This is a genomic window from Nocardia sp. NPDC056611, from assembly GCF_042792755.1.
In the GTDB taxonomy this organism is placed as follows: Bacteria; Actinomycetota; Actinomycetes; order Mycobacteriales; family Mycobacteriaceae; genus Nocardia.
Window position 1 is genome coordinate 1021768 of record NZ_JBHTVV010000003.1, and the last position, 26474, is coordinate 1048241.

Annotated in this window: 27 protein-coding genes; 13 read left to right on the forward strand and 14 right to left on the reverse strand. The window is 69.2% G+C overall.

The genetic code is table 11. The annotated features are described in order from the left end of the window. Positions 1–831 (reverse strand): alpha/beta fold hydrolase, encoded by an 831-nt coding sequence (locus ACFRAQ_RS21220; RefSeq protein WP_379102016.1) that lies wholly within the window; start codon positions 829–831, stop codon positions 1–3. 69 nt (positions 832–900) lie between these two features. On the opposite strand from ACFRAQ_RS21220, the gene ACFRAQ_RS21225 reads away from it, so the two are divergent. Then, on the forward strand, positions 901–1341 hold the full coding sequence (locus ACFRAQ_RS21225) for a MarR family winged helix-turn-helix transcriptional regulator (protein ID WP_379102018.1): 441 nt from the start codon (positions 901–903) through the stop codon (positions 1339–1341). Here ACFRAQ_RS21225 and ACFRAQ_RS21230 read toward each other — a convergent pair. The 4 genes from ACFRAQ_RS21230 to ACFRAQ_RS21245 all read right to left on the reverse strand — a co-directional run bounded on the left by ACFRAQ_RS21230 (position 1338) and on the right by ACFRAQ_RS21245 (position 7423). Next, entirely contained in the window at positions 1338–2750 is a 1413-nt protein-coding gene (locus ACFRAQ_RS21230) for an NAD(P)/FAD-dependent oxidoreductase (protein WP_379102020.1), read from the reverse strand. The two genes, ACFRAQ_RS21225 and ACFRAQ_RS21230, sit on opposite strands and share 4 nt — an antisense overlap. Positions 2751–3021: 271 nt before the next feature. Continuing rightward, positions 3022–4509: an aminobutyraldehyde dehydrogenase gene (locus ACFRAQ_RS21235; protein WP_379102022.1), complete on the reverse strand. Its 1488-nt coding sequence runs from the start codon at positions 4507–4509 to the stop codon at positions 3022–3024. Between the two features lie 32 nt (positions 4510–4541). Further along, on the reverse strand, positions 4542–5906 hold the full coding sequence (locus tag ACFRAQ_RS21240; protein WP_379102024.1) for an aspartate aminotransferase family protein: 1365 nt from the start codon (positions 5904–5906) through the stop codon (positions 4542–4544). Between the two features lie 26 nt (positions 5907–5932). Beyond that, on the reverse strand, positions 5933–7423 hold the full coding sequence (locus tag ACFRAQ_RS21245) for a CoA-acylating methylmalonate-semialdehyde dehydrogenase (protein ID WP_379102026.1): 1491 nt from the start codon (positions 7421–7423) through the stop codon (positions 5933–5935). 125 nt (positions 7424–7548) lie between these two features. Here ACFRAQ_RS21245 and ACFRAQ_RS21250 point away from each other — a divergent pair, with 125 nt between their 5' ends. After that, on the forward strand, positions 7549–9150 hold the full coding sequence (locus ACFRAQ_RS21250) for a PucR family transcriptional regulator (RefSeq protein ID WP_379102028.1): 1602 nt from the start codon (positions 7549–7551) through the stop codon (positions 9148–9150). Positions 9151–9157: 7 nt separating this feature from the next. Here ACFRAQ_RS21250 and ACFRAQ_RS21255 read toward each other — a convergent pair whose 3' ends face one another. After that, positions 9158–10003, reverse strand: coding sequence for a hypothetical protein (locus ACFRAQ_RS21255; RefSeq protein ID WP_379102030.1), 846 nt, complete (start codon positions 10001–10003; stop codon positions 9158–9160). A gap of 222 nt (positions 10004–10225) precedes the next feature. Here ACFRAQ_RS21255 and ACFRAQ_RS21260 point away from each other — a divergent pair, with 222 nt between their 5' ends. The 3 genes from ACFRAQ_RS21260 to ACFRAQ_RS21270 are packed head-to-tail and all read left to right on the forward strand — an operon-like array spanning position 10226 to position 13193. Continuing rightward, positions 10226–11740, forward strand: a complete 1515-nt coding sequence (locus tag ACFRAQ_RS21260) for an APC family permease (protein WP_379102032.1) — start codon at positions 10226–10228, stop codon at positions 11738–11740. A 47-nt stretch (positions 11741–11787) separates the two neighbouring features. After that, a complete protein-coding gene (locus ACFRAQ_RS21265) occupies positions 11788–12237 on the forward strand; it encodes a nucleoside deaminase (RefSeq protein WP_379102034.1) in 450 nt (149 codons plus the stop codon). Beyond that, entirely contained in the window at positions 12234–13193 is a 960-nt protein-coding gene (locus tag ACFRAQ_RS21270; protein WP_379102036.1) for an isopenicillin N synthase family dioxygenase, read from the forward strand. The genes ACFRAQ_RS21265 and ACFRAQ_RS21270 overlap by 4 nt, the downstream gene beginning before the upstream one ends. A 62-nt stretch (positions 13194–13255) precedes the next feature. On the opposite strand, the gene ACFRAQ_RS21275 is transcribed toward ACFRAQ_RS21270, so the two are convergent. Next, entirely contained in the window at positions 13256–13738 is a 483-nt protein-coding gene (locus ACFRAQ_RS21275) for a nuclear transport factor 2 family protein (protein WP_379102038.1), read from the reverse strand. A 56-nt stretch (positions 13739–13794) separates the two neighbouring features. Here ACFRAQ_RS21275 and ACFRAQ_RS21280 point away from each other — a divergent pair, with 56 nt between their 5' ends. Next, complete coding sequence (locus ACFRAQ_RS21280) at positions 13795–14883, forward strand: dihydrodipicolinate reductase (protein WP_379102040.1); 1089 nt, start codon at positions 13795–13797, stop codon at positions 14881–14883. Continuing rightward, positions 14880–15368, forward strand: coding sequence for a carboxymuconolactone decarboxylase family protein (locus tag ACFRAQ_RS21285; RefSeq protein WP_379102042.1), 489 nt, complete (start codon positions 14880–14882; stop codon positions 15366–15368). Before ACFRAQ_RS21280 ends, ACFRAQ_RS21285 begins: the two co-directional genes overlap by 4 nt. Before the next feature lies 1 nt (position 15369). On the opposite strand, the gene ACFRAQ_RS21290 is transcribed toward ACFRAQ_RS21285, so the two are convergent. Both ACFRAQ_RS21290 and ACFRAQ_RS21295 read right to left on the reverse strand, forming a co-directional pair. Continuing rightward, positions 15370–16635, reverse strand: coding sequence for an alkaline phosphatase family protein (locus ACFRAQ_RS21290; protein WP_379102044.1), 1266 nt, complete (start codon positions 16633–16635; stop codon positions 15370–15372). Between the two features lie 394 nt (positions 16636–17029). Next, entirely contained in the window at positions 17030–17566 is a 537-nt protein-coding gene (locus ACFRAQ_RS21295) for a winged helix-turn-helix transcriptional regulator (RefSeq protein ID WP_379102046.1), read from the reverse strand. A 60-nt stretch (positions 17567–17626) separates the two neighbouring features. Here ACFRAQ_RS21295 and ACFRAQ_RS21300 point away from each other — a divergent pair, with 60 nt between their 5' ends. Continuing rightward, positions 17627–18271 carry a dihydrofolate reductase family protein gene (locus ACFRAQ_RS21300; RefSeq protein WP_379102048.1) on the forward strand — a complete coding sequence of 215 codons (645 nt, stop codon included), beginning with the start codon at positions 17627–17629 and terminating at the stop codon, positions 18269–18271. On the opposite strand, the gene ACFRAQ_RS21305 is transcribed toward ACFRAQ_RS21300, so the two are convergent. After that, complete coding sequence (locus ACFRAQ_RS21305) at positions 18272–18664, reverse strand: ankyrin repeat domain-containing protein (protein ID WP_379102050.1); 393 nt, start codon at positions 18662–18664, stop codon at positions 18272–18274. A gap of 24 nt (positions 18665–18688) precedes the next feature. Continuing rightward, the gene (gene yaaA, locus ACFRAQ_RS21310; protein WP_379102053.1) at positions 18689–19435 is read right to left on the reverse strand and encodes a peroxide stress protein YaaA; all 747 of its coding nucleotides are present in this window, start codon (positions 19433–19435) and stop codon (positions 18689–18691) included. A gap of 58 nt (positions 19436–19493) precedes the next feature. Between yaaA and ACFRAQ_RS21315 the strand changes: the two genes are divergently transcribed. Continuing rightward, entirely contained in the window at positions 19494–21251 is a 1758-nt protein-coding gene (locus ACFRAQ_RS21315) for a proline--tRNA ligase (protein ID WP_379102055.1), read from the forward strand. Between the two features lie 51 nt (positions 21252–21302). On the opposite strand, the gene ACFRAQ_RS21320 is transcribed toward ACFRAQ_RS21315, so the two are convergent. After that, a complete protein-coding gene (locus tag ACFRAQ_RS21320) occupies positions 21303–21590 on the reverse strand; it encodes a hypothetical protein (RefSeq protein ID WP_379102058.1) in 288 nt (95 codons plus the stop codon). Between the two features lie 145 nt (positions 21591–21735). Between ACFRAQ_RS21320 and ACFRAQ_RS21325 the strand changes: the two genes are divergently transcribed. After that, positions 21736–21921: a hypothetical protein gene (locus ACFRAQ_RS21325; protein WP_379102060.1), complete on the forward strand. Its 186-nt coding sequence runs from the start codon at positions 21736–21738 to the stop codon at positions 21919–21921. On the opposite strand, the gene ACFRAQ_RS21330 is transcribed toward ACFRAQ_RS21325, so the two are convergent. After that, a complete protein-coding gene (locus ACFRAQ_RS21330) occupies positions 21918–23153 on the reverse strand; it encodes an NADH:flavin oxidoreductase/NADH oxidase family protein (RefSeq protein ID WP_379102062.1) in 1236 nt (411 codons plus the stop codon). The two genes, ACFRAQ_RS21325 and ACFRAQ_RS21330, sit on opposite strands and share 4 nt — an antisense overlap. Before the next feature lie 63 nt (positions 23154–23216). Here ACFRAQ_RS21330 and ACFRAQ_RS21335 point away from each other — a divergent pair, with 63 nt between their 5' ends. The 3 genes from ACFRAQ_RS21335 to ACFRAQ_RS21345 all read left to right on the forward strand — a co-directional run bounded on the left by ACFRAQ_RS21335 (position 23217) and on the right by ACFRAQ_RS21345 (position 25453). Next, the gene (locus tag ACFRAQ_RS21335) at positions 23217–23819 is read left to right on the forward strand and encodes a TetR/AcrR family transcriptional regulator (protein WP_379102064.1); all 603 of its coding nucleotides are present in this window, start codon (positions 23217–23219) and stop codon (positions 23817–23819) included. A 25-nt stretch (positions 23820–23844) separates the two neighbouring features. Next, a complete protein-coding gene (locus tag ACFRAQ_RS21340) occupies positions 23845–24528 on the forward strand; it encodes a type 1 glutamine amidotransferase domain-containing protein (RefSeq protein ID WP_379102066.1) in 684 nt (227 codons plus the stop codon). Positions 24529–24718: 190 nt separating this feature from the next. Beyond that, positions 24719–25453, forward strand: coding sequence for an alpha/beta hydrolase (locus tag ACFRAQ_RS21345; RefSeq protein ID WP_379102068.1), 735 nt, complete (start codon positions 24719–24721; stop codon positions 25451–25453). Between the two features lie 45 nt (positions 25454–25498). Here ACFRAQ_RS21345 and sigJ read toward each other — a convergent pair whose 3' ends face one another. Next, positions 25499–26395, reverse strand: coding sequence for an RNA polymerase sigma factor SigJ (gene sigJ / locus ACFRAQ_RS21350; RefSeq protein WP_379102071.1), 897 nt, complete (start codon positions 26393–26395; stop codon positions 25499–25501). Positions 26396–26474: the final 79 nt, after the last annotated feature.

Below are 26474 nucleotides of genomic sequence, written 5' to 3' on the forward strand. Positions count from 1 at the left end.
CTACCGATCCGCCAGTCGCCGAATGGTGTCGGCGTAGGCGGCCGGGTGGGTCAGGTTGCCGTTGTGGCCGCCGGGGAATTCGGTGGCCTCGACGCCCATCAGTTCGGCCAGTTCGAACGCGCACAGGCGGTCGAAGACCTGCGCCGGGGTGCGGCGTCCGATGGCGGGCAGGATGCGGGTGCTGGTCCGCGCCAGCCGGTCGACATCGAGCTGGTCCTCGCGGATGGCCGTGAAGTCCTGCTCGATGAAATAGGTGAAGTTCGCGGCCCTTTCGGGCGTGATGGGCGGCAGTTGCACGCCCTCCTCGATCTCCTGATCGGCGGGGTTGATGCCGAGCGTGCGGGCCATCGGGGCCAGCGCGGCCCGCCATCCCTCGGCGCGGCACACCTCCTGGCATTCCTGGAGTTCGCGCTGGTGGTGTGCGCGCTGGGTGGCCGCGAGCAGCCACGGCGAGACCGGTTCGTGCGCGATGAGGGTGTGCACCTGCTCGGGATGCGTTGCGGCCAGGTGTAATCCGAGGGACGCGCCCATGCTGCACCCGAGCATCAGTACGGGCTGGTCGGTAATAGCGGTCAGCAGCCGGTGCACGTCGTCGGCGTGGGCGGCGACGCTCGGCCGTGGGCTCGGTTCGTGAATCCGGCTGCGCGACAGCCCCCGTCGGTCGTAGGTGACGACGGTGAATTCGTTCTCCAGGTTCCGCACCAGGCCCTCGCTGCGGCGCGCGTCGCCTTCGCCGCTCTGGGAGATGAGCAGCATCGGTCCGGTGCCGCGGATTTCGTAGTACAGCTCGGCGCCGTCGACGGGGAGGGTGGCGGTCTCGATCGTGGTCATGCCATCACCATAATCCATCTTTTCTGATGTATCAAGAGTGATGTATCTGAATTGATGTATCTTCGGCGTATGAACGGAGTCGAGCTGTTCCTGCTGGGTCGCGCCCTCATGAAGATGGGGGAGCAGGCCCTGCCCGGCGCGGGCGAGCGCACGGGAAACCGCGCGGTACTGGTCGTCATCGGTGACGTGCTCGAACACCCGGGCACCACCATCAGCGAGGTGACCGCCCGCACCGGGCTCCCGCAGAGCGCGGTCTCGGGTGCGGTGGCCCGGCTGCGGGAGACGGGTTCCCTGGTGGCCCGGACCGATCCGCACGACCGCCGCCGCACGCTGCTCGAACCCGCCCGGGAGTTGTCCGAGCGGGTGTCGCAGGTCCGGGCGACCAGCATCGACGACACCCTCGCCGCGGCCCTGGGCGACGCCGACCCCGCCGCCCTCACCGAAGTGCTCGCGGCCCTGGAGCTGCTGTCGACTCGCCTGGGCATCCGCCCGGGCGCGACCGCCGACTAACTGTCGAACCCCAGCCCCGTGTAGTCGAGGGTCTTCAGCCACAGATTGCGCCGCCCCTGCCGCGCGTCCGCGCGGGCCAGGGACCAGCGGGTGAGGTGAATTCCCGCGGAGCGCAACGGTTCCGGCGGCAGCGGCAACGGCCGCGAACGCACCATCCGCAGCCGGGTGCGTTCGGTGTCGAGGCCCCACAACTGATCGAGCATGACCTCCGCGCCGAAGCGGGTCGCGCCGACGCCGAGCCCGGTGTACCCGGCCGCGTACACCAACCGGCCCTTGTAGGCCGAACCGAAGAAGGCGCAGAACCGGCCGCAGGTGTCGATGACCCCGCCCCAGCGATGGGTGAACCGCACCCGCTCGAGCTGCGGAAAGGTCTGGAAGAAGTGCCGGGCCAGCGTCTCGAAGGTGGCCTCGTTGTATTCCAGTCCGGGCGCGATGCGGTTGCCGAAGTGGTAGATCGCGTCGTAGCCGCCGAACAGGATTCGGTTGTCGCTGGTCAGCCGGTAGTAGTGGAAGCGGTAAGAGGCGTCGCCGACGCCGGTGCGGGTGCCCCAGCCGATGCTGTCGAGCTGGTCGGCGGTGAGCGGCTCGGTCATCAGCGCGTAGTCGTAGACCGGCACCACGTGCCGGGTCACCTTGGGCAGCGGTCCCGCGAATGCGCTGGTGCACAGGGCGACCCGGGGGGCGCGCACCTCGCCGTGCGGTGTGTGCAGGGTCAGTCCGCCGCAGGATTTCGACATGCGTTGCACGGGAGTGCCTTCGAAGATCCGCACCCCCGAATCCAGGCAGGCGCGCCGTAATCCCCACGCCAGCCGCGCCGGATCGAGCATGGCGACGCCGTCGCGGTCCCACCATCCGCCGAGATACGTGGGGGAGTGCACCATGCCCCGGACCTGTCCGGCGTCGAGCAGCTGGGTGCGGTGGCCGAGCGCCTCCGCGGCGTCGTGGCTCTCGCGCAGCCACGCGAGTTCGTGTGGCGCGGTGGCGACTTCGAGTTCCCCGGTGCGTTCGAAGTCGCAGTCGATGCCGTACTGGACGAGGGCCTTCTCGATGTCGTCGAGGTTGGCGCGTCCCAGTCGTTCCAGCTGCCCGATCTCGTCGGGGAAGCGTTCGAGCCCGTTGGCCAGACCGTGGGTGAGGCTGGCGGAGCAGAAGCCGCCATTGCGCCCGGAGGCGGCGTGTCCGCACAGCCCCGATTCCACCAGCACCACATCGGTTTCCGGATCGCGTTCCTTGGCCAGCAACGCCGTCCACAACCCGCTGTACCCGCCGCCGATGACGGCCAGTCCCGCGTCGACGGCGGTGGTGAGGGGATCGGTGGGGGCCGGCCGTTCGGGCCGGTCGGTCCAGTACGGCGTCGGCGCCGCGTCCGCCAGCGCCGACGCCCACGGTTTGCTCTCTTTGGCCGACATGGCCGATCAACTCCTTCTCTCCTACCGCGCGGCACGCATCGGGGTACGTGAAAAGCCGCCGATGGTCCATGACGGGACCAGTCGGCGGCGTGCGGGAGAGTCAGCTGGTGGCGGCGCGATCCTCGGAGCGGCGGGGCATGCGCAGGGTGGACCGCAACACCTGTGTCGGCATCATCGGCAGGTCCATTTCCGCCTCCTCTTGATGCCTCGAGGATAGCTCAGGAATGCGGAGAAAGTCCTGATCGAAGCCTTTCCGCGACCTCGTGGAGAGTTATTCGGCCTGGAAGATCACGTCGTGCCAGGGTTTGCGGGCGGCCCCGGTGATATCGGACATGACGTGCTTGATATTCGTGTACTCCTCGAATGCGTAGGCGGACATGTCCTTTCCGAATCCGGACGATTTGTACCCGCCGTGCGGCATTTCACTGACGATCGGAATATGGTCGTTGATCCACACGCAGCCGGCCCGGATGTCCCGGCTCGCCCGCTGGGTGCGGAACACGTCGCGTGACCAGGCCGAGGCCGCCAGGCCGTAGTCGGTGTCATTGGCCAGCGCGATGGCCTCGTCGTCGGTGTCGAACGGCAGCACCACCAGGACCGGGCCGAAGATCTCCCGTTGCACGATCTCGGAATCCTGGGCCGCGCCGGTGATCAGGGTGGGCTCGTAATACGCGCCCGCCGCGGGCGTCCACGCTGGGATTCGGCCGCCCCGAACGACTTTCGCGCCGGATTCGCGGGCCCGCTCGACCATGCCGTGCACTTTCTCGCGGTGTGCGCGGGAAATGAGCGGTCCCATATCGGTGCCGGGGTCCTCGACGGGACCGAGGGTGACCCGGTCCATGAGCTCGGCGACCCGGCCCACGAATTCCTCGAACAAGGGCCGCTGCACGTAGGCGCGGGTGGCCGCGGTGCAGTCCTGTCCGGCATTGATGAGCGCGCCCGCCACCGCGCCGCGTGCGGCGGCCTCGGGGTCGGCGTCGTCGAACACGACGAAGGGCGCCTTGCCGCCGAGTTCGAGATGCACCCGTTTGACCGCGCCCGCCGCGGCGGCCGCCACTCGCTTGCCGACGGCGGTGGAGCCGGTGAACGACACCATCGCCACCGCGGGATGCTCCACCAGCGGCTGCCCGGCCGCGACGCCGGTGCCGGTGAGGACATTGATCACCCCGGGCGGCAGGCCCGCCGCCGTGCCCGCCTCCGCGAACAGCAGAGTCGACAGCGGGGTCAGCTCGGACGGCTTGAGCACCACCGTGTTCCCGGCGGCGACGGCGGGCAGGATCTTCCAGGCCGCCATCTGCAGCGGATAGTTCCACGGCGCGATGGACCCGATGACACCCAGCGGTTCGCGCCGGATCGAGGAGGTGTGATCGCCGGAGTACTCCGCGGCCGCCTTGCCCTCCAGCTGCCGGGCGGCCCCGGCGAAGAACGCGGTGTTGTCGATGGTGCCGGCCACGTCGAACTCGCCGGCCAGGCGAATCGGCTTGCCCGCGTTGACGCTTTCGACGGCGGCCAGTTCCCCGGAGCGTTCCCGCAGCACCCGCGCCCACTCGTGCATGAGATCCGATCGCGCGCCGGGTGTGCGACCGGCCCAGTCCCCGAAGGCGTCCCGGGCCGCCGCCACCGCCGCCGCGGCGTCCGCGGCGTTCGCGCCCGCGCCCGTCGCGATCACCGCGCCGGTCGCCGGCGCGGTGATCGACAGCGGCGCTCCGGACCCGGATCGTCGTGCGCCGCCGATGAATTGCAGGTCCTGCTGATTCACTGCGCTCCTGAAGAATCGAATCCGCGGATGGGTCACACAGTATGGCCGTCGGCGACGGTCAGTGCCTGGTCGAGAATCGCGAGTCCCTCCTTGGCCTCGGCCTCGCCGACGATGCAGGGCGGGACCACGTGCAGCCGGTTGAAGTTCACGAACAGCAGCAGTCCGGCGGCCCGGGCGGCGGCGACGGTCTCGATCATGGCCGGGCTGGTGCCGCCGTAGGGTGCGAGGGGTTCGCGGGTGGCGCGATCGCGGACGAGTTCGACGGCCCAGAACACGCCCAGGCCGCGGACCTCGCCGACGCTCGGGTGCCGTTCGGCCAGTTCGCGCAGTCCCGGCCCGAGGACTCGCTCACCCATGTCGGCGGCGTTCTCCACGATGCGCTCCTCCGTCATCGCGGTGATGGTCGCGACGGCCGCGGCGGTGGCCAGCGGATGCCCGGAGTAGGTGAGCCCGCCCGGATACGGGCGGTCGTCGAAGGTGGCGGCGATGTGCGGCGCGATGGCGACCCCGCCCAGCGGCACGTACCCGGAGTTGACGCCCTTGGCGAAGGTGATCAGGTCGGGCGCCACGTCGAAATGGTCGATGGCGAACCAGCGTCCGGTGCGGCCGAAGCCCGCCATCACCTCGTCGGCGATGAACACGATGCCGTAGCGGTCGCACAGTTCCCGCACGCCCGCCAGGTAACCCGCCGGCGGAACCATGATTCCGGCGGTGCCGGGCACCGATTCGAGGATGACGGCCGCGATGGTGCCCGGTCCCTCGAGTTCGATGGTCTGCTCGAGATGCCGCAGCGCGCGTTCGCACTCCTCGGCCTCGGTGGCGGCGTGGAACTGTGAGCGGTACAGGAACGGCCCGAAGAAGTGCACGACGCCGGCGTTGCCGTGATCGTTGGGCCAGCGGCGCGGGTCCCCGGTGAGGTTGATCGCGGTCTCGGTGCCGCCGTGATAGGAGCGGTAGCGCGCGAGCACCTTGTACCGCCCGGTGTGCAGGCGCGCCATGCGCACCGCGTGTTCGACGGCGTCCGCGCCGCCGTTGGTGAAGAAGATCCGGTTCAGCTCTCCGGGGGTGCGTTCGGCGATGAGCCGCGCCGCCTCCGAGCGCGCGTCGTTGACGTAGGCGGGGCCGATGGTGCACAGCGTGGCCGCCTGTTCCTGGATGGCGGCCACCACCTTCGGATGCTGGTGGCCGATATTGGTGTTCACCATCTGCGAGGAGAAGTCGAGCAGCCGGTTGCCGTCGCCGTCCCACACGTAGCAGCCCTGGGCCGCGGTGATCACCATGGGGTTCAGCGACTTCTGCGCCGACCAGGAGTGGAAGACGTGCTTGCGATCCAGTTCGTAGGCGCGGGCGGCCCGTTCGCGCGCCGCCTCGGGGGTCAGGCCATGGGGCAGGGTCATCGCAGGTCCTTCGATCGTGTCAGCCGTCAGTGGTTCTGGGGGAAGCCGAGATTCAGGCCGCCGTGGCTGGGGTCGAGCCAGCGGGTGGTGACGGCCTTGGTGCGGGTGAAGAAGTGCACGCCGTCGGCGCCGTGCGCGTGCGAGTCGCCGAACAGGGAGTTCTTCCAGCCGCCGAAACTGTAGTAGGCCATGGGGACCGGGATGGGGACATTGATGCCGACCATGCCGACCTCGACCTCGTTGTGGAACCGCCGCGCCGCGCCGCCGTCATTGGTGAACAGGGCGGTGCCGTTGCCGTAGGGGTTGGCGTTGATCAGGGCCAGCGCCTCGTCGTAGCTGTCCACCCGGACCACCGACAGGACCGGTCCGAAGATCTCGTCGGTGTAGACGCTCATCTCGGGGGTGACGTGGTCGAGAATGGTGGGGCCCAGCCAGAATCCGTCGGCGCCGCCCTCCGGGGACACCGTGCGGCCGTCGAGAACCACTGTCGCGCCGGAGGATTCGCCCGCTGCGACGTAGGACGTCACCTTGTCGCGGTGCGCGGCGGTGACCAGCGGGCCCATATCGGTGCCGAGGGTGCCGTCGCCGGTGCGAATGGTCTTGGCGCGCTTGGTGATGCGCGCCACCAGGTCGTCGGCGATATCGCCGACCGCGACCAGTGCGCTGATGGCCATGCACCGTTCTCCGGCCGACCCGAAGCCCGCGTTGACCGCCGCGTCGGCCGCCAGGTCCAGGTCGGCGTCGGGCAGCACCACCATGTGGTTCTTGGCGCCGCCGAGCGCCTGCACCCGTTTGCCCGCGGCGGTGCCGTGCTCGTAGACGTAGCGGGCGATGGGGGTGGAGCCGACGAACGACACCGCCTTGATCGCCGGGTTGGCCAGCAGTTCGTCGACGGCGACCTTGTCGCCCTGGACCACGTTGAACACCCCGTCGGGCAGCCCGGCCTCCTGCCACAGTTCGGCCATCCACAGCGAGGCCGAGGGATCCTTCTCACTCGGCTTGAGCACCACGGTGTTCCCGGCCCCGATGGCGACCGGGAAGAACCACATGGGCACCATGGCCGGGAAATTGAACGGCGAGATGATCGCCACCGGGCCCAGCGGCTGGCGCACCGAGAAGATGTCGACCTTGGTGGAGGCGTTCTCGGTGTAGCCGCCCTTGAGCAGATGCGGTATGCCGCACGCGAATTCGACGATCTCCAGGCCGCGCGACACCTCGCCGAGGGCGTCGGCGAGCACCTTGCCGTGTTCGGCGGTGATGATCGCGGCGAGCTCCTCCTTGCGCTCGTTGAGCAGTTCGCGGAACCGGAACAGCACCTGGGTGCGTTTGGCCAGTGAGGCGTCGCGCCAGGCGGGGAAGGCGGCGACGGCGGCGTCGATCACCGTGCGCACGTCGGCCGCGGAGGCCAGGGCGACCTGTGCGGTCACCGCGCCGGTGGCCGGATTGGTGACGGGTGCGGTTGTCTCGGCGGAACCGGTGAAGGGCTTGCCGTCGAGCCAGTGTGCGATGGTCTGCATATCTCCTCGATTCCGTGATTCCGCCGGTCGGGCCGGGGTTCGTCCGTCCCTACTCTGCGTCATTACCGGCCGGTTGATTCCCGACATTGTGTATCCATTTTCCGTCTTCGTATTACGATTCGTCGGTGCTCCTCTCCGTTGCTGACGTGCTGGCCATGCCGGTCGTGCGCGCCGGGCTGCCGGAGGTCGCGGGCGGCGGCCCGCTGGATCGGCCGGTGCGGTGGGTGCACGTCAGCGAACTGGCCGACGTCGCGAAGCTGCTGGTCGGCCGGGAACTCATTCTCACCACCGGGCAGGCGCTGACCGGTAGCGACGCCGAGACCGTGGCCTATCTGGAATCCCTGGCCGCGGCGGGGGTGTCGGGGCTGGTGGTGGAATTGGGCACCTCGGTGCGGGAGTTCACCCCCGTGGTGGCGCGGACCGCGGACCGGCTGGGTCTGCCGGTGGTGGCGCTGCACCGGGTGGTGCGGTTCGTGGAGATCACCGAGGCGGTGCACCGGGTGATCGTGGCCGACCAGTACGAGGAGCTGGAGTTCGCGCGCACCGTGCACGAGACCTTCACCGCGCTCAGCGTGCGGCGGGCGTCGCTGGCCGAGATCGTGAAGACCGCCGCCGGGATGCTGGACGCCTCGGTGGTGCTCGAGGATCTGGCGCACCGGGTGCTGGCGCTGACCGCGCGCCACACCGGCACCTCGGCTCTGCTCGACCGCTGGGAGGCCACTTCCCGGCTGCTGTCGGACATCGATCCGAATGTGGTTCCGGTGGGCCCGCATACGCAGCGCTGGGGCCGGCTCATCCTGCGTTCGAACCGCGTGACCAGCGCCCGTGCCCGCATGGTGCTCGAACGCGCGGCCCAGACCCTCACCCTGCACCGCATGATCGAGCGCGACCGGTTCGGACTGCACCGGCAGGCGCAGACCGGGCTCATCGACGACATGGTCAACGGCCGCCTCACCGACGAACGCGACGCGGTCGCGCTGGCCGCCGCGCTGGGCCTGGCCCGCCGGGTCCGCTATGTGTCGCTGGCGCTGGAGGTCGCCGCCGCCGCCGAATCGGATCCGGTCGCGCAGCAACGGCGTACGGCCGCCGTGCTGGACTCGGCGCTGCACGGGGTGGCGCTGGCCAAGGCGACCGCGCTGGCCGCGCCCGATCACGGCAACCGGGTCACCTTCGTGCTGGGGGTGCCGCGCGGCGGTGACTTCGATTCCGCGCTCACCGCGATCTGCGTGGCCATGCTCGCCGAGGTTCGCCGGGTGCCCGGCGTGGGGCGCGCGGTGATCGGCGTCGGCGGTGAATCGGATTCGCTGCTCGACACCGCGCGCGAACTGGCCCAGGCCGCGCACGTCGCGGAAGTCGCGCTCTCCCTGGACGCTTCGACTCCGCGCCCGTTCTATCGCAGCGGTGACGTGCGGCTGCGCGGCCTGCTCTCGCTCATCCGGGACGAGCCCGGGGTCCAGCGGTTCGCCGAGACCGAACTGAGCGCCCTGCTGCGCCACGACATCCGCAACGCCAGCGACCTGACCCGCACCCTGCGCCAGTTCCTGGACCTGGCGGGCAACAAGACCGAACTCGCGAAGCGGCTCAATATCAGCCGGCCCACCCTCTATGACCGGCTGTCGCGGATCGAGCGCATCCTCGACGTCGATCTGGACAATGGCGAGACCCGGACCTCCCTGCACGCCGCGCTGCTGATCCGCGACCTGGCCACGGCCGGCGACGCCCGGTGAGCCCGGCTCAGGCCGGGTCGGCGCCCATCGGATTCGGGTAGGGGATCTCGCCGCTGCGGGCCACGGCGCGGGCGGCGGGCGTCAGCACCGCGAGGGTCTCGACGATGCCGGGGACCTCGCGGTAGGCGGTCATCGCCAGGGCGTCGGTGCGGGCCTCGAGGTGCGCGCGCAGCGCGCGCCCCGCCTCGGTGAGGCCGCCCTCGGCGTCGAGCAGGCCGCGGCCGGCGAGCCGTTCGCGCGCCGCCTGCCAATCGGTGTCGCTCCAGCCGCGATTGTCGCGCCAGATCTGGGCGGGGACGCCGGTGGAGGCGGAGAACAGCACATGCGCCTCGCAGCCGTCGATGCCCTCGGTGAGCAGACAGGCCACATGTCCGTCGCCGCGGTGTTCGCGCAGCGTGGTGGCGGCCTGCCAGAGCGCGTGCACGGCGTCGCCGGGGGTGGGCAGATCGCGGTTGGCGGCGAACAGCGCGCGGCCCCCGGCCGGGGCGTCGGCGATGGCCCGCTGCAGGTCGGGCACGGCGCGGGCAGCGATGCCCGCGATGTCGGGGACGACGGCGCGCAGCACCGCGGCGGCGGCGATGGTGCGGGTGGCGATGACCGCGTCGGGGGTGGCGAACCCCCAGGCGTCGGGCAGCGCCCGCCGGACCATCGCGGGATGGAAGTTGTAGAAGGTGGCCTCCACGACCGAGGGGCCGGCCGCGCCGAACGGGGCCGAGCGGGTGGCGAAGTAGCCCATCCAGAACCCGCGCAGGCCAACGGCTTTGTTGGCGGCGATGCAGTCCGTGGCGAAGTAGGTGACGGCGTGCAGAGGTTCCAGCACACGCCACAGATCGCGGGCGAAGGCGTTGTCCATGGGCCCACTGTATCGGCTGAATACAGCTAACTGAAGTCAGGTGGGTCCGCGGCGTCCGCCCGACGATTTGTAAAGGGCTGGACGGTCTTTCAATCCGACTGTAAGAGTAGTGACCTGAGTCACACCATTGGTCGGTTGTGGTAACTCCGTTTCATATCCGTGCAACATTCCCGTCCGCACAATTCCTCGCAGGTCATCGACCAGAGATAGAGGAGTTGCACCATGGAACCGAGTACACCCGTAGCGATTTCGGGAGAATCCGGCGAACCCGAACCCGGAGTGTCGCGGCTCAAACCCAATGTGGTGGGTCTGCTCGGCGTGGTGTTCATGGCCGTCGCGACCGCCGCGCCCATCACCGCCATGACCGGCAACGTGCCGTTCATGATGTCGTCGGGCAGCGGAATCGGCACGCCCGCGGCGTTTCTGATCGCCATGGCGGTGCTCGCGGTGTTCACCGTGGGATTCACCACCATGGCCAAGCACATCACCGCCACCGGCGCCTTCTACGGATTCATCTCCTTCGGGCTGGGCCGCGGCGCGGGGCTGGCGGCCGGACTGCTGGCGGCCTTCGCCTACATGGTGTTCGAGCCGTCGCTGATCGGTATCTTCTCCAGCTTCGCCCACAACACGGTGCTCGATCAGCTCGGAAAAGACGTGCCCTGGTGGGTTTTCGCGATCCTCATGCTGGCGATCAACGCGGTGGGCACCTGGTTCGGCGTGGCGCTGGCCGAACGCCTGCTGGTGGTCCTGCTGGCCACCGAGGTCACGGTGCTGTTCATCATGGCCGTGTCGGTGCTGCTGCACGGCGGCGGCCCCGACGGCCTGTCACTGGCGCCCATCAACCCCGCCAACGCGTTCCACGGGCCGTCGGCGGGCCTGGGACTGTTCTTCGCTTTCTGGTCGTGGGTCGGATTCGAGTCGACCGCCATGTACGGCGAGGAATCCAAGGATCCGAAGCGAATCATCCCGCGCGCCACCATGATCGCGGTGCTCGGCGTCGGCGTCTTCTACCTGTTCGTGTCCTGGATGGCCATCTCGGGCAGCGGCGGTGACAAGGCGATGGAACTGGCCGCGTCCGGCAACCCGATGAATGTGTTCTTCGGTCCCACCGAACGCTATGTCGGGCACTGGGCGGTCGAGGTCATGCAGTGGCTGATGGTCACCGGTTCGCTGGCCTGCGGCATGGCCTTCCACAACTGCGCCGCCCGCTACCTGTTCGCGCTCGGCCGCGAAGGCGTGGTGCCGGTGCTCCAGCGCACCATCGGCACGGCCCATCCCGGACACGGTTCGCCGCATATCGCGGGCCTGGCGCAGACCGCCGTGGCGGCGCTGCTGGTGCTGGCGTTCGGGCTCGCGGGCAAGGATCCGTACGCGGGCCTGTACACCCTGCTCGCGGTGCTGGGCACCATGGCGATCCTGATCGTCCAGGCCACCTGCTCGTTCGCGGTGATCGCCTACTTCCGCGCCAACCATCCCGAGAGCCGCCACTGGTTCCGCACGCTGGTGGCCCCGCTGATCGGCGGCGTGGCCATGCTCGGCGTGGTGCTGCTGCTGGTCCTCAATATGGACACCGCCGCCGGAACCGAGGCCGGGTCGGTGATTCTGAAGGCGACGCCGTACCTGGTCGCCGCCGTCGCCCTCGCGGGTCTCGGCTACGCCGCCCATCTGCGCCGCACCGACCCGGCACGGTACGCGCTGCTGGGCCGGACGGTGCTCGAGGAATCGCACGAGCGCTGAGCGCGGATACCCGGCTTCGAGGCGTGGACGGTGGCAGCATGGTCGGCATGATCACTGCGCGGGATCTGCTGGCCACCGCCTACGAAGAGGCGCAACTCGGTCTGCGGGAGGGCGGAATCCCGATCGGGGCCGCCCTTTTCGACAGCAGCGGCACGCTGCTCGGCCGCGGCCGCAACCGCCGCGTCCAGCACGATGATCCGAGCGTGCACGCCGAGACCGACGCCTTCCGTCATGCCGGTCGCCGCCGCGACTACCGCGACACCGTCATGGTCACCACGCTGTCCCCGTGCTGGTACTGCAGCGGCCTGGTCCGCCAGTTCGGCATCGGCGCGGTCATCGTGGGGGAATCGCGGACCTTCACCGGCGGCCACGACTGGCTCGCCGAGCACGGGGTGGAGGTCACCGTGCTCGACGACCCGGCCTGCGTCGACATGATGACCCGGTTCATCGCCGAACGCCCCGAACTCTGGTACGAGGACATCGGGGTGCCGCGATGACCCCCATCGCGACCGTCGATCTGGACCGCTGGCGCGCGGGCGGCGAGTCCGCGGCGCGGGTGCTGCGCGAGGTGGACGCGGGCCTGCGCCGCGCCGGATTCCTGCTGGTGCGCGGACACGGTGTGCCGCACGGACTTCCGGGCGATGTGCGTGCCGCCGCCCGCCGCTTCTTCGCACTGCCGCCGGCGGTGAAGCAGCGTTACGCGGTGTCGGTCGGCGGCCGCGGGTGGATTGGTCCGGGCCTCGAGGCCAATGGGTACTCCGAGGGCACCGCGACACCGCCGGATCTGAAGGAGACCTTCGCTGTCGGCGCGGACACCCCGACCGGCGACCCGCGCGTGGACCGGGTCTGGTTCCTCGACAATGTGTGGCCCGGAGAAGTGGGTGAACTTCGGGAGCTGCTGCTCGCCTACACCGCCGCCGTGCGCGCGCTCTCCGACGAGCTGCTGGCGCTGTTCGCGGCGGCACTCGGCCTGTCGCACAACCCCTTCGAGAGCCTGGCCGCTCGGCCCACCTGGACCTGCAACATCAATCACTACCCGCCGCTGACCGAGATCGGCCCGCCCGAACCCGGACAGTTCCGCATCGGGCCGCACACCGACTTCGGCACCGTCACCGTCCTGGACCGCGAACCCGGCGCGGGCGGCCTGCAGGTGTACACCGACGACGGCGGCTGGGCCGACGCGCCCTACGACCCCGAGGCCCTCACCGTGAACATCGGTGACCTGCTGGCGTATTGGAGCGGCCACCGCTGGCCCGCCGGCCGTCACCGCGTGCTGCCGCCCCAGGCCGCCGCTCCCGAGGAGGACCTGGTCTCACTGATCTACTTCTACGAGCTCGACCACGACGCCCGGGTGACGCCCTTGGACCCGCCCATCGGCCGCGTCGCGGGCCTGGCGCCGGTGGTCTCGGCCGAGTTCCTGCGCACCCGATTGGATGCGATCACGCTGGGCTGATACGTGCCGCCGTCGGCGGAAACCGCCGGTGTGACAGCGGAACTCCGCGTCGGCCGGTGGTGTCAGCGCGACTCTTCGGCCGGAGCCCAGCGGTTGGCGGTGAGCGCGTAGCCCGGCAGCTCGGCGGTCGACATCTTGGACTCGTAGATGCGCTGGTAGCCGGTGGTGGCGATGCGCCACACGCCGTCCTCGCGGCGGTAGGTGTCGTGGTAGTAGGCCGCGCCGCGGATCAGCAGGCCGTAGTCGGCGGCGATGACCGTGTCCTCCAGGCACCAGCTGCCCGAGGCGGTGTCGCCGTCCACGGTGATCTCCGGGTGGTTGGCGACGTGCACGGTGATGATGTTGCCGCTCAGCGCGCCCCGCATGTAGTCGACGATCTGGTCGCGGCTGGTGAACTGCGCGGGCAGGCCGCCCGAGGGCGAACCGTAGGAGCCGACGATGTCGGCGCACAGCGTGTCCGCGAACTCGTCCCACTGCTTGAGGTCGAGGGTGCGGAGGTAGCGGTACTTGAGTGCGCGAATCGATTCGAGTGCTGCGATATCCATACCGCAATGTAGCCGAATCGGACACCAACCTACCAAGCGTTTGCTACGTTTCGGACATGATTTCCACCCTGGTCTGGGGCACGGGCAATGTCGGCCGTGCGGCCATCCGGGCCGTCGCGGCGCATCCCGAACTGGAGCTGACCGGCGTTCTGGTCCACAATCCGGACAAGGTCGGCCGGGACGCCGGCGCGCTCGCCGGACTGGACGTCGAACTGGGGGTCGCGGCCGTCGACGACATCGACGCCGCGCTGGCCGCGGGCCCGCGGGCCGTGGTGTACGCCGCCTCCGGTGACATCCGCCCCGACGACGCTGTCGCCGATATCGAACGGGCCCTGCGCGCCGGGGCCGTCGTGGTCACCCCCGCCCTGTACGCGCTCTACGACCACCGCAGCGCCCCCGCCGAACTGCGCGACCGGGTCGACGCGGCCGCCGCGGAAGGCGGTGGCACGCTGTTCGTCTCGGGCATCGACCCGGGCTGGGGCAACGACATCCTGCCGCTGCTGATGAGCGGCCTGGGCAGCACCGTGGACGTGCTGCGCTGCCAGGAGATCTTCGACTACACCACCTACGACCAGCCCGATTCGGTGCGCTATCTGGTCGGCATGGGTCAGCCCATGGACTATCAGCCGCCCATGCTGGCCCCGACCATCCCGACCATGGTGTGGGGCGGGCAGATTCGGCTCATCGCGCGCGGACTCGGCGTGGCGCTCACCGACATTCGCGAGGTGGTGGAGCGTCGTCCGCTCCAGGAGACCGTGGAGACCGAGTTGATGGGCAAGTTCGACGCCGGCACCCAGGGCGCGGTGCGCTTCGAGGTGCAGGGCATCGTCGACGGCAGCCCGCGCATCGTCATCGAACACGTCACCCGCATCCACGCCAGTTGCGCCCCCGACTGGCCGCAGCCGCCGAGCGGCGCGGGCGCGCACCGCGTCATCGTCGAGGGCCGTCCCCGCATCGAGATCACGGTGCAGGCCACCGATGAGGACGGCAATCACTCCGCGGGCGGAAACGCCACCGCGGTGGGCAGATTGGTGAACGCGCTCCCGTGGCTGGCCACCGCGGAACCCGGTTTGTACGACGCACTCGACGTGCCCCTGCCGTTCGGCACTCTCGGAAGACAGCAACTTTCAAAGGAGCCCGCATGATCATCGACATTCCCGAGGGCAAGGATCCCATCGGCTACGTCTGGGGCGAGATGGTCCCCGGTATCGGTGTGGCGGCCTCCAACTTCTCCCTCGCCGTGTACTCGCACAGCACCCTGGGCCTGCGCGAGTTCGAGGCCGCGCGGCTGCGCATCGCGCAGATCAACGGCTGCCTGTTCTGCCTGGACTGGCGCACCGACCGCAATGGCGAGAAGGTCGAGGAGTCCTTCGCCGACGACGTCACCAACTGGCGCACCACCGAGAACTTCGACGACCGCGTCCGCATGGCCGCCGAATACGCCGAGGTCTACACCCTCGACCACCACTCGCTCGACGACGAGTTCTTCGAGCGCATGAAGAAGCACTACACCGACGCCGAGATCGTGGAACTGTCCATGTGCCTGGGCTCCTGGCTGGCCTTCGGCCGCCTCAACCACGTGCTCGGCCTGGACGCGGTCTGCGTGCTGCCCGGTCATTCCGCGCAATAGGTCACAAGCTCCATCCCGCCGTCGCGGCCAGTTTGCGCAGGATGTTCCACTGCTCGAAGTCGGCCGCGACGGGGCCGCAGGTGCCGGGCGTCACGGGCGGGACATTCCATTGCGGGGCATCCGGATTCGGTGCCCCGGTGAAGTCGAGCACCTCGGCGATATTGCGGGCGGCGGCGTCGCGGGGAGTCAGCGGCTGGAGGCCCCAACGCCATTCGATGGCCTTGAGGACCGAGGTGTGGTCGTACACCTGGTGCGCGACGTGCCCGCGCCGCGCTCGCGGCGAGATGACCAGGCACGGCACCCGGAATCCGCGTAATCCCCAGTCCGGGTTGGCGTCCGGCGCGACCTGCGGCGGTACGTGGTCGAAGAATCCGCCCCATTCGTCGTAGTTGATGATCAGCAGCGTTCGCGGCCACACCGGGCTCGTGGTGACGGCCTGATACACCTGGTTCAGAAACGCCTGCCCGGCACGGATATCGGCGTGCGGGTGGTCGTCGGCGGAGGTTCCGGTGGCTTCGTCGAGGAATTTGGGGTCCACGAAGGACACCGCGGGCAGCGTCCCGGCCGCGCAGTCGGACAGGAAGGTCGGGAACCGGCGCGCGATGGAGAGGTACTTGGTGCCCCACAGCGCCAGGAACGGCGCGTCGTAGAAGTAGTAGCGGGCTTGAACATCGGCGTCCTTCAACCGATCCCAGATGGTCGGCAGCTTCGAGACGTCGGTCGAACTGTGAATCCGATCGGTCTGTGCCGCATGCTGATACAACCGGTTCGGCAGCGTCTCGGCCATGATCGCCGCGAAGTAGTTGTCGCACACCGTCCACGCCGGCGCCGCGTTCCCGTAGAACCCGAGATCCTCCTTCCGGTAGTACCCGATCGAGAACTCGTCATTGGTCCCGGCCCGCAGCCACCCGTCGCACTTCCCGTCGTTGAACTCGACCCGCCCGCCCTCGAACGAGTGATCCGGATCGTGATACTCACACCCCTGCGTGGTGGCGAGATGGAATGTCTTGCGCGCCACTCCGTTCCGATCGGCGAACGTGAGATCCTGCTTCCCGTTCGCCCCCGGCAGCCACCCCAGGTAGTGATCGAACGACCGGTTCTCCATCATCACGACGATGATGTGGTCGATCCCGCTCTCCGCGGGCGCGGGCATCGACGCGGTCTCCGGCAGACACGCCACCGTCGACCCCACCGCAGCCCCCAACGCGAGGGCTCCGGCCCCCGCCAATACGGTCCGCCGCGTGGCGGTCCCCCGAACGATTCCCATCACGAATTATGAATCGCCCGGACCACCCCCAATGCATAACCGCCGAACCGTCATTGGACTCGATTCGGATCCGGCCTCGTAGGTCCACGATGGTTTCGGTGATGCCGGCGGCGTTCTGATCACCGAAGGCCTTGCTCACCTCGTAGAAGCACGCGATGAGCAGGGCCAGGAAGACGAGCAGGCCGATCAGCATGCCGAGTGCTATCGCCATGGCGTCGCCGATCCTCGAGGGTGTATCGGCCTCGTCGTCGTGCTCGGGCGGTTCGGCGGATTGTTCGAAGTCAGTGCTGCCGCTTCGTATCACCGGATCGACATTATCGGCGGTGGGTGCCGGGATCATGCCGTCGGAATCGTGGGGGCGGAGTGCCGACCCGGCGGGGCCGGATCGTCGGGCTCAGGCTCCGGCCGCTGCTTCGCGCCGGGCGACTTCTTCGTAGGCGGCGGTCAATTCCGCCAGGACGCCGTCCGGCGGGGCCGGGGCGCCGTGCAGATGGATGTCGCGGAGTTCGGCCATGAATCGATCCCAGAGGCTGGGGCCGCCCGCGGCCAGCAGCTCGGCTCGGATGGTGAGTTCGGGGGTCGTGTCGAGCCAGCGGGCGCCCCACGCGCCGAGGTTGGCCAGTACCGGGACGAGCTGGATCGCGGCCTCGGTCAGGTGGTATTCGACCTTCTGGCGATGGCTCGGATCGTCGTCGCGGGTGAGCAGACCGGCGTCGACCAGTTTCGCGAGGCGGGACGCGAGCACATTGGAGGCGATGCCCTCCATCGATCCGGCGAGCAGTTCGCGGAAGTGGGTCGCGCCGCTGAACATGATGTCGCGCACCACGATCAGGCTCCACCGGTCCCCGAGGAGCTCGACCGTCATATTGATCGGGCAGCCCGATTTGCCGGGTGCGGTCGTCAACTTGCCCGATGCAACTGGTTGCGTCACGAGATCAGTCTAGATACGGTCGAAAACTGATTGCAGATCGCAACCAGAAAGGGCTATCGGATGACTCAGATGGTGCGGGTACACAACTTCAACATCTCGAGCGACGGCTATGGGGCCGGTCACGGCCAGAGCCTCGAGCGTCCCTTCGGCGATGCCGACGCGACCGCGTTGTTCTCCTGGTCGGGGGCCACCGCCCACGCCCCCACCCGCACCGAGCCGGGCGGCACCTACGGCCTCGACGACTACTGCACCCGCGAGTGGCACCGCAATATCGGCGCGGAGATCATGGGGCGCAACAAGTTCGGCCCCCAGCGTGGTCCCTGGGAGAACTACGAGTGGGAGGGCTGGTGGGGTGCGGAACCGCCCTTCGGCACCCCGGTGTTCGTCCTCACCCACCACGTGCGGCCGTCGATCATCCGGGGCGCCACCACCTTCCATTTCCTGGACGCCACCCCGAAGGAGGCCCTGGCTCAGGCACTCGAGGCCGCCGACGGCAAGGACGTTCGCATCGGCGGCGGCGTGGCCACGGTCCGGGAATTCCTCGAAGCCGACCTCATCGACCAGCTGCACGTGGCCGTCGCCCCGGTCGAATTCGGCCACGGCGAACGCCTCTGGATCACACCGGACGAACTCACCGACCGCTTCGAGCTGGAGCGCATCCCGAGTCCGAGCGGTGTGACCCACCATTTCTTCTGGCGGAAGTGACTACTGGCCGAACAGCTTCAGGTACTTGGTCTGGCCGAACATTTCGGCGGCGTCGCGGGCCGACGGGCTGCCCGCTTCCGGGTCGGCTCCGGCGGCGAGGAGGGCGTTCACGATCTCGTCGGAGCCCTTGAAAACGGCTCCGGAGAGCGGGGTTTGGCCCTTGTCGTTGCCGAAGTTGGGGTCGGCCTTGCGGTTGAGGAGGGCGGTGACCGCGTCGGGGTGGGAGTAGTAGGCGGCGAGCATGAGCAGCGTGTCGCCATTGTCGTTGGTGAGGTTCACCGGGACGCCGGCGTCGAGGTAGGCGGCCAGGGTGGCGGCGTCGCCGGTGCGGGCGAGGTCGAAGATCTTGCTCGCGAGTTCGAGGACCTCGGGGGAGAGCTCGTTGGGTTCCACCCGGCCACTCTATCGAGCCCCGGATCAGTTGGTGATGATGAGCAGCTCGGTCGGGGACGCGATCTCGGTGCGCAGCCCGGCCTTCTCGGCGACCTTGGCCAGGGCGTCGATGGTGGACGGTTCGGTGCGGGTCAGCACCAGGGCGCGGGCCAGCAGGCCCTTGTGGTGTTTGTTGAAGTGGCTCACGACGGTTCGGGAGCCGTCGGGGCGTTCGGTGAGGACGGTGGCGGTGACCGCGCCGGGGATGCGGCCCAGGTTCTGGTAGGTGCCCGAACGCAGGTCCACGACCAGCTGTCCGGCCGCCTCGGCGCGCAGCGCCTCCGGCAGCACCGGCTTCCACAGCGACTGCAGCGTCGGCAGTCCCGGCAGTTTGGAGCCCCCCGAGAGCCGGTAGGCGGGGATCGGGTCGCCGGCCCGCACCACGCCGAACAGCGCCGACCCGATGCCGAGCCGGGCTTCGGCCTTGGCGCGCTGCGCCTTCGTGAAGCCCGCGGCGTCCAGCGCGTCGTAGAGGACGCCGGTGTACCGGTCCAGGGCGGGGCGGGTGGCGGAGGTGCGCAGGGCGGCATTGCGGGCGATCTCCGCGTCAGCCCCCTTGCCCAGCCCGAGCGCGGCCCGGGAGGCGTCGGCGTCGGCGGCCAATCCGATGACTTCGGTGACCAGTTTGTCGCGCACCGCCGTGAGCTGCGGCATCGCGAGGGAATCCAGGTCCAGGGGACCGCCCGAACCACCGTCGGACTTGGTTTCTGAGGGAGGCAGCAGCACCAGCACGAGCCAACACGGTAATGCCTTGGGAACTGTTCGCTAGCAGCGGCTACTGTGTTCATCCGTGATCACCCGCCTCTCCCACCTGTTCCTGCGCACCCTGCGCGACGATCCCGCCGACGCCGAGGTGCCCAGCCACAAGCTGCTGGTGCGTGCCGGATACGTGCGTCGCATCGCGCCCGGCGTCTATTCGTGGCTGCCGCTCGGCCTGCGCACGCTGCGCAAGGTCGAGGACGTGGTCCGGGCGGAGATGAACGCCATCGGCGCGCAGGAGATCTCGTTGCCGGCTCTGCTGCCGCGCGAGCCGTACGAGACCACCAACCGCTGGACCGAGTACGGCGACGGCCTGTTCCGGCTCAAGGACCGCAAGGGTCAGGACTACCTGCTCGGCCCCACCCACGAGGAGCTGTTCGCGCTCACCGTGAAGGGTGAGTACAACTCGTACAAGGATCTGCCGGTCACGCTGTACCAGATCCAGACCAAGTACCGGGACGAAGGCCGTCCGCGCGCGGGCATCCTGCGCGGCCGCGAGTTCGTCATGAAGGACTCGTACTCCTTCGACCTCGACGAGGACGGGCTGAAGAACAGCTACAACGCTCACCGCGAGGCCTACCAGAAGATCTTCGACCGCCTCGGCGTGAAGTACGTGATCGTGGCCGCCACCTCCGGCGCGATGGGTGGTTCGGCGTCGGAAGAGTTCCTGGCCGACAGCCCGGTCGGTGAGGACACCTACGTCATCTGCCGCGAGTCCGGGTACGCCGCGAACGTGGAGGCCGTGGTCACCGCCGCGCCGCCCGCGATCGCCATCGAGGGCCAGGCCGAGGCCGCCGTCCACGACACGCCCGACACCCCGACGATCGCCACCCTGGTGGAGTGGGCGAACGGCGCGGGTATCGACAAGGTGCTGGGCCGTGAGGTCACCGCCGCCGACACCCTCAAGAACGTCATGGTCAAGCTGGTCTACCCCGACGGCAAGACCGAGCTGCTCGGCATCGGCGTCCCCGGCGACCGCGAGGTCGACGAGAAGCGCCTGGAGGCGTCGGTCGAGCCCGCCGCCGTCGAACTGCTCGACGAGGCCGACTTCAAGGCCAACCCGTTCCTGGTGAAGGGCTACATCGGCCCGAAGGCCCTGCTCGACAACGGCATCCGCTATCTGGTCGACCCCCGTGTGGTGTCCGGCACCAGCTGGATCACCGGCGCCGACGAGCCCGGCAAGCACTATGTCGGCCTGGTCGCCGGTCGTGACTTCACCGCTGACGGCACCATCGAGGCCGCCGAGGTTCGTGACGGCGACCCGTCGCCCGACGGCCGCGGCGTGCTCGAGGCCGCCCGCGGCATCGAGATCGGCCACATCTTCCAGCTGGGCCAGAAGTACACCGACGCCTTCCAGGTGGATGTCCTGGGCGAGAACGGCAAGCCGGTCCGCCTCACCATGGGCTCCTACGGTGTCGGCGTCTCCCGCATGGTCGCGGTGCTCGCCGAGCAGAAGCACGACGACAAGGGCCTGCGCTGGCCCCGCGAGGTCGCCCCGTTCGACGTCCACGTCGTCATCGCCAACAAGGACGACGCCGCCCGGGCGGGCGCCGAACAGGTTGCCGCCGAACTGGATTCCCTCGGCTTCGAGGTCCTCCTCGACGACCGCACCGCGTCGCCCGGCGTGAAGTTCAAGGACGCCGAACTCCTCGGCATGCCCTACATCGTGGTGGTCGGCCGAGGCTGGGCCGAAGGCAAGATCGAACTCCGCGACCGCTTCGCCGGCACCGCGGAGGAACTCCCCGCCGACTCCGCCGTGGCCACCGTCGCAGCCAAGATCCGCGGCTGACCCACCCCACTCGAGTGGCGCGTCACCTCCCGGTGATGCGCCACTTTTGTGTCACCCCTGCCCGCGCGTCGTGTCCCCGCGCAGTGCCGACACCGAGATGACCACCAGCATGGCGGGGAGCAGGAACAGTTGGAGAATCACCAGGTAGGTCCCGGAGTGGTAGAAGAATGCGAGATAAACTCCATATCCGGCGCACAGGCTGCCGCAGGCCGCGTTGGCCAGCCGCCACCACCAGTCCAGCCGCGGCGGGATCACCAGGATCCAGAGGACGGTCCCGCTCACCAGTAGTAGTACGACGTACCACGAAAACAGCGGGTGCACACCGAAATCCAGATTCACGAGCTTCCTCCCCCGTCGACAGTGGGCCTCATTGTCAACGCAAACCCCAAGGCGGGCAACGGAATAAGATCGCCACGAACGCCCGCCCCGCTCCACGCACTCCCGATAGCGTCAGGTTCGATCCCGAATCCCTGAAGGGGGCCCGATGCGGCGCAAACTCGGAGACGCGGCCTGGATCCTGCTGGGCGCGATCCTCGGCTTCCTCATCGCCCTGATCGCCGCCATCCTGGTCCTACACGTCATGGCCGAGGGCTCGGCCGACATGAACGGCATGGCCCCGCCGCATCAGAATTCGATATCGTCCCAAGCGATGTGGCAGCCCCAGGGCTAGGCGGCGCGGGTGGTGAGCCAGGTGCGGTAGCGGCGGAGGGCTCGGCGTTGGAGGGCGGTTTCCTGGAGGAGGGCGAGGGTGGGGTTGAGGGTGGGGCGGGTGGGGCGGCCTGCGCCGAGGCGGCGGAGTTGCCGGCGGACACGGGCCATGGAGGCGGCGGAGGCCATGGCTTTGTTCTTCATGCGGACGGGGGCGAGTTCGACGGCGGCGTCGGGCTCGTGGCGCCAGGTGGTGGGGAGGTCGGGGTCGACGGCGAGGGCGGTGCCCATGCCGACCAGGTCGACGCCGCCCGCCAGGACTTCTTCGGCCACACGTCGCCGGACGATGCCGCCGGTGAGCATGAGGGGGAGTGGGCTGGTGGTGGCGAGTTCGGCGGCGAGGGTGAGGAAGTAGGCCTCGCGGGCGCGGGTGCGGTCGTCGCCGGCCTGGCCGGTCATGGCGGGCGCCTCGTAGCTGCCGCCGGAGAGTTCGACGACGTCGACGCCGAGGGGAGCGAGCATGGCGATCACGGCGGCCGCGTCGTCGGCGTCGAAGCCGCCGCGCTGGAAGTCGGCGGAGTTGAGTTTCACGGCGACCGCGAATTCGGGAGCGACCGTGGCCCGGACCGCGCGCACGATGTCGAGGAGCAGTCGGGCCCGGTTCTCCAGACTGCCGCCCCACTCATCGGTGCGCCGGTTGGCCAGCGGCGAGAGGAACTGCGACAGCAGGTAGCCGTGCGCGGCATGGATTTCGACGCCGTCGAATCCGGCTTCGGCTGCGCGGCGGGCGGTTTCGGCGAATCGCCGCACCGTTTCCGCGATCTGTGCCGCGCTCATCGCGACCGGCTCGGCGAACATCTTGCTGGTCTTGCCGATATCGACCCGGACGGCGGAGGGGGCCCACGCGACGCCGGGCATATCCGCCCGCACCTGCCGCCCGGGGTGATTGATCTGCATCCACACCCGCGCCCCGCCGCTCGTGGCCGCGGTGGCCCACCGCCGGAACGGTTCCAGCGGCGAATCCTGGTCGAGGACGACGCCGCCCGGCCCGGTCAGGGCGTCCGCGTGCACCATGACGTTGCCGGTGATGATCAGCCCGACGCCGCCGCCGCTCCAGCGCCGGTACAGCTCGAACAGGGCGTGGTCGGGGAGTTGGCCGGCGGCGGCCATGTTCTCTTCCATCGCGGCCTTGACCAGCCGGTTCGGCAGTGTGACGCCGTTGGGTAGCGTGAACGGTTCGAAGACCGGTGTCATCAGCTTTCTCCTGAACGCGGTATGTTTACATTGCTAACATGAGGCTAGGAGGGAGTGTAAGCAGTGTCAACATCAGTGAAGAGTGGCTACCATCACGGCGACCTGCGCGTCTCGCTGCTGGCGGCGGCGATGCGTGGACTCGAGGCCGGTGAACCGTTCTCGCTGCGGGCCCTGGCCCGCGAGGTGGGCGTCTCACCGACCGCCCCCTACCGGCACTTCGCCGACCGCGAGGCCCTGGAATCCGCGCTGGCCGCGCAAGGCCTGCGCGACCTGAAGGCCGACCTGACCCAGGGCCGCCGGCTCCCGGAATCACCCGCCGACCTCGCCGAACTGGCGGTCGTCTACGTGGAGTTCGCCCTGCGCCGCCCCGCCCTGTTCCGCCTGATGTTCGGCACCGCCTGCGACGCGGGCGGCGAGGAGCGGGTCGCGGCGGCGGAGGAGATCCACGATCTCCTGCGTCTCGCGATGGCCTGCGTCTTCCCGGACGGCGGCTCGGACGCGCTGTCCTCGGCGGGCTGGGCGCTGGCCCACGGGCTGGCGTTCCTGCACCTGGACGGCAAGCTCCCGGCGGAGTCGAGTCGAGAGGTGGCCGATCACGTGCGGGCCGCGTTCGCCGCCGTCCTCTCCCTGCCCGCCGCCGGGAGCCCCGCCCACGTAACCGAATAATCCACGACCAGAAGGAGTTTCGAGCATGTCCAAGCGCATCTTGAATGTCGTGACCAATGTCGGCCACTACGACGATCCGTCCCATCCGACCGGCCTGTGGCTGTCCGAACTCACTCACGCCTGGCACGTCTTCGAGCAGCACGGCTTCGATCAGACCCTGGTCAGCCCCGCGGGCGGGCCGTCCCCGCTGGAACCGCGGTCGCTGAAGTTCCCCAACTACGACCGCACCGCGAAGGCGTGGCGCGCCGACCCGGCCCGGATGAACCTGCTGGAGAAGACCGCCGCCCCCGGCGAGATCGATTCGGCCGACTACGACGCCATCTACTTCACCGGCGGCCACGCGGTCATGTACGACTTCCCCGACAGCGAAGGCCTGCAACGCATCACCCGCGAGATCTTCGAACGCGGCGGCATCGTCGCCTCGGTCTGCCACGGCTACTGCGGCCTGCTCAACACCCGCCTCTCCGACGGCTCCTACCTGGTGGCGGGTCGCAAACTCACCGGATTCGCCTGGCAGGAAGAGGTTCTCGCGCGCGTCGACAAGCTGGTGCCCTACAATGCGGAGGAGGAGATGAAGAAACGGGGCGCGCGGTACGAGAAGGCCATGCTGCCGTTCGTCTCCTACGCCGTGGTCGACGGCAATCTGGTGACCGGCCAGAATCCCGGGTCGGCGAAGGAGACGGCGAAGCAGGTCGCCGCCCTGCTCTGACCGCGTCGGAGTCTTCGGGAAAACCCTTTGACGACCCGGGCGACCATTGCTACTTTTCCGGGGACCGTGCCAGAGGACGAGGAGGTGATACCCGTGAACGCAGTATCGACATGGGTGCTCCCCTCCGGAGTCATGGTCGGGCGATAGGTCGTCCGGGAGCGCCGTTCTGTGCACTCCGAAAGGCACGACCATGCAATTCATTTCCGAAAAGCGTCTCGACGACTCCGTTCTCGAGCGTGAATTCACTCTCGGCGAGATCCCCGGCATCCTGTGGACGCCCACGACCGTCGCCGCCCCGGCACCGCTGATCCTGGTCGGTCATTCCGCCGCCGGGCTGCCGACGATGTACCCGCGATTGCTGGGCAGGGCCCGATCCGCCGTGGCGGCGGGCTACGCGGCGGCCGCCCTCGAACTCCCCGGCAGCGGTGTGCGGCCCCGTCTCGCCGGCGTCGATCAGGCTCGCGCGGATCTGCAGCGGGCGCTGCGGGCCGGCGAGCCGGTCACCGACGATATCGTCGACCGCCTCATACTCCCGCTGCTGGACCAGGCGGTTTCGGAATGGCGGGCCGCCCTGGACGCCCTCCTGGATCTGCCCGAGATCGGCGGCCCGGTCGGGTATTCGGGCGGGGTGATCTCCATCGGCGCCCGCCTGGCGGTGGTCGAGCCGCGCATCGCGGCCGCGGTCCTGTTCGCGGGGAGTTTCGTGCCCCGGGCCATCATGGAGGAGGCTCGCCAGGTCACCATTCCGCTGCACGTCCTGCTGCAGTGGGACGACGAGGGCAACGACCGGCAGATGGCCTTGGACCTGTTCGACGCGTTCGGTTCGAAGGAGAAGACGTTGAACGCGAATATGGGCGGTCACACCGGCGTCCCGCAGCATGCGGGGGAAGCGGCGAACCGCTTCTTCGACCGGCATCTGAAGTAGAGGGTGGTCGCCGGGCCGACACCAGCTGTCCGGCCCGGCGACGTCTCAGGCGAGCCCGGATGTCCAGGGCCGCAGCTTCTCCGGATTCCGGATCACCCAGATGCGGGTGATCCGCCCGTCGGCGATGTCGAAGGCGTAGACCGAGACGACGGCGTCGTCGAGCTCGGCGACCAGACCGGGCTGTCCGTTGACGGTCCGCTCGATCAGCGTCATCGGGAGCCCGCGTGCGGCGATCTCCATCCAGGCCCGTGCGATCTGCTCGCGCCCGATGATCGGCTCGAGGAACGCGAGCGCGAGGCCGCCGCCGTCCGCCGTGGCGGTCGCGCGCGGGTCGAGCAGCCCGATGAGCGCCTCGATATCCTGTGTCTCCCAAGCCCGTTTGAAGTCCCGGACCACGTCGGCGCGTTCGCTGCTGGACGGCGCGCGGGAGGTGTCGATGCGGCGTCGGGCGCTGGAGGCGAGCTGGCGGCAGGCGGCGGGGGAGCGGCCGACGATATCGGCGACCTCGGCGAACGAGTACCGGAACACGTCGTGCAGCACGAAGGCGACCCGTTCGGCGGGCGTCATGGAGTCCAGGACGACGAGGAACGCCATGCTGATCGACTCGTCGAGCGTGACCCGGTCGGCGGGATCGGCGGGCGCGAGCCCGTCCAACCAGTCGGTCCGGCCGGGTACCGGCTCCGGAATCCATTCGCCGACATACCGTTCCCGCCGGGCGCGCGCCGAACCGAGCAGGTCGAGGCAGATCCGGCTGGCGACGGTGGTCATCCACGCCCCGGGCGTCTCGATCTCCTGCCGCTGGGGTTCGGTCAGCGCGTACCAGCGCGCGTAGGTCTCCTGCACCACGTCCTCCGCCTCGGCCAGCGACCCGAGCAGCCGGTAGGCGAGGTTGATCAGCTGACGGCGTTCGTTCATCACCGCGGGCAGCTGCGGGTCGGTCATGGTCGGCTCCTTCGGTCTGCGTGCCATTACCGATATCGACGATGCGGCGACCAAGAATGTGAGCGACGCGAGGCGTCTC